At 36.8% G+C, this 3,426-nt stretch carries 1 protein-coding gene; it reads right to left on the bottom strand.

The window, feature by feature from the left end; translation table 11 throughout:
• The coding region (locus DFQ06_RS19315) for a beta strand repeat-containing protein (protein WP_208326562.1) at nucleotides 1-3,426 on the bottom strand (3,426 nt) is incomplete at both ends.

The following is a 3,426-nucleotide window of genomic DNA, read 5'->3' as shown; positions in this document are numbered from 1 at the left end:
TGGTTATCACCTTCGAAATCTTCATCGTTAGTTAATACATTACCAGTTACGGGTTGTCCAACGAATGTGTTGTTGATATCAGCAATAGCATCTGTACAATTAATAAGGATTTCAGTAGTTATTGTTGTAGCACAACCATTGGCATCGATTGCTGTTATTGTATAATTAGCTTCAGGTAAGTCAGAGAATGTTCCATTTGTTTGGTAGTTCGTTCCGCCATCAATAGAATAAGAATAAGGACTAATACCTCCAGTAGCTTCTGCTATTATTGTTCCTAATCCTTCACATACAATATTTGTTTGATTAGTAATAGTAACGGACACATTAGAGTCTGGTTGAATAATAGTTGCAGAGTCTGTAGTGATACACCCATTAGCATCTGTAATAGTTACAAAATAAGTTCCTGCTATAACATTAATTAGATCTTCAGTTATATCACCATTATCCCAATTAAATGTATACGGAGCAGTACCACCATTAACGGCTAAATCTAAAGAACCAGTAGCATCATCTTTACATAATATGTTAGATATTGCTATAGCAGAACTTAAAACATTAGGTTCGTTAATAGTAATAGTTGTACTTGTAGTACATAATGTTGTCGTATCTGTTACCGTGATAGTGTAATCTCCAGCAGGTAAATCGCTAACTGCGGCAGTTGTATTTGAGATGGTATCCCAAGCATAAGTAAAGTTTCCAGAACCACCAGTTACAGTAGCAGTAATACTACCATTGCTTTCTCCAAAACAAACAGCAGGAGTAGAAGTCCCTGTTACTGATAAGTTAAGACAACTTCCTGGGTTAACCGTTACTGTTGTATTATCAGTACATCCATTAGCATCGGTAACGGTTACAGTGTAATCACCAGCACTAAGTCCAGTAATAGCATCAGTAGTTTCTCCATTAGGTGACCAAGAATATGTATATGGTTCTACACCACCAGTAGTTGAAGTACTAGCAGTACCATCACCAGTATTTGGACCTAATTCATCTGTAGTCGTAGCTGTAATATTTAAAGCGTTACTAGGCTCTGTAATAGAAATAGTTTCTTCCACAGCTTGACAAACTGTTCCGTCGATAGCTACGCTAACAGAATATACACCAGCATTTATAGCACTAAGTGTACTTGATGTTACACCCGAATCAATTTGTCCGTTAGACCAAGTAAATGTAAAAGTAGCACTTGGGTTAGCATCAGAGTTTGCTGTTACTGTTGCAGCTCCAGAAGCATCACCAGTACAAAGTACATCAGTAACGTTAGTTATTGCGATTTCAGCATCACAAGTATTTACGCATTCGATAACAATACTTTGTGTTAATTCACAGTTATTAGCATCTGTAATAGTAACACTGTGCGTACCATTTGATAAATTAGTAGCAGTAGCTGTTGTCACATTACCAGCAGAAGCACTCCATTGGTAAGTGTATCCTTGAGTACCACCAGAAACTATAGCTGTTGCTTCACCATTAGCACATCCTTGTGCTGTAGTAGCATCTATTTTAGTTATGTTTAAACTAAGTGGGCTAGTAGGTTCAGAAATTGTATCACCAATAGAAGTTGTACATCCGTTGGCATCTGTAATTGTTACATTATAAGCACCAGCGATAACATTTGATAAATCTTCAGTTGTTGAGTTATTAGTGTCATTCCAAACAAAAGAGTATGGAGCAGTACCACCAACTACAGTAATATCTATACTTCCAGTTGCTTCACTGTTACAAAGTACATCGGTTACCGTTGCTATTGAAGCCGATAATTCAGCATCTGGTTGTGTTATAATAATATCTTGATTAAAAGCACATCCATTAGCATCTAAAACGATAACAGTATAATTTCCGTTAGCAAGATCTTTGAAGGTTCCGTCTAGAATGTAATTAACACCATTATCAATAGAATATGAGTAAGGTGCTATACCACCATCTCCTTTTACAGTTACTTCAGCAGTAGCATTTCCAAAACAATTTACATTTGTTTGATTTGTTATTGAAGCAGACACATTAGAGTCTGGTTGAATAATAGTTGCAGAGTCTGTAGTGATACATCCATTTGCATCTGTAATAGTTACAGAATAAGTTCCTGCTATAACATTAATTAGATCTTCAGTTGTATCACCATTATCCCAATTAAATGTATACGGAGCAGTACCACCATTAACGGCTAAATCTAGAGAACCAGTAGCATCATCTTTACATAATATGTTAGATATTGCTATAGCAGAACTTAAAACATTAGGTTCGTTAATAGTAATAGTTGTACTTGTAGTACATAATGTTGTCGTATCTGTTACCGTGATAGTGTAATCTCCAGCAGGTAAATCGCTAACTGCGGCAGTTGTATTTGAGATGGTATCCCAAGCATAAGTAAAGTTTCCAGAACCACCAGTTACAGTAGCAGTAATACTACCATTGCTTTCTCCAAAACAAACAGCAGGAGTAGAAGTCCCTGTTACTGATAAGTTAAGACAACTTCCTGGGTTAACCGTTACTGTTGTATTATCAGTACATCCATTAGCATCGGTAACGGTTACAGTGTAATCACCAGCACTAAGTCCAGTAATAGCATCAGTAGTTTCTCCATTAGGTGACCAAGAATATGTATATGGTTCTACACCACCAGTAGTTGAAGTACTAGCAGTACCATCACCAGTATTTGGACCTAATTCATCTGTAGTCGTAGCTGTAATATTTAAAGCGTTACTAGGCTCTGTAATAGAAATAGTTTCTTCCACAGCTTGACAAACTGTTCCGTCGATAGCTACGCTAACAGAATATACACCAGCATTTATAGCACTAAGTGTACTTGATGTTACACCCGAATCAATTTGTCCGTTAGACCAAGTAAATGTAAAAGTAGCACTTGGGTTAGCATCAGAGTTTGCTGTTACTGTTGCAGCTCCAGAAGCATCACCAGTACAAAGTACATCAGTAACGTTAGTTATTGCGATTTCAGCATCACAAGTATTTACGCATTCGATAACAATACTTTGTGTTAATTCACAGTTATTAGCATCTGTAATAGTAACACTGTGCGTACCATTTGATAAATTAGTAGCAGTAGCTGTTGTCACATTACCAGCAGAAGCACTCCATTGGTAAGTGTATCCTTGAGTACCACCAGAAACTATAGCTGTTGCTTCACCATTAGCACATCCTTGTGCTGTAGTAGCATCTATTTTAGTTATGTTTAAACTAAGTGGGCTAGTAGGTTCAGAAATTGTATCACCAATAGAAGTTGTACATCCGTTGGCATCTGTAATTGTTACATTATAAGCACCAGCGATAACATTTGATAAATCTTCAGTTGTTGAGTTATTAGTGTCATTCCAAACAAAAGAGTATGGAGCAGTACCACCAACTACAGTAATATCTATACTTCCAGTTGCTTCACTGTTACAAAGTACATCGGTTACCGTTGCTATTGAAGCT

This window comes from Algibacter lectus (genome assembly GCF_004368925.1).
Taxonomy (GTDB): domain Bacteria; phylum Bacteroidota; class Bacteroidia; order Flavobacteriales; family Flavobacteriaceae; genus Algibacter; species Algibacter lectus.
This window is presented reverse-complemented; position numbering and strand designations above follow the sequence as displayed.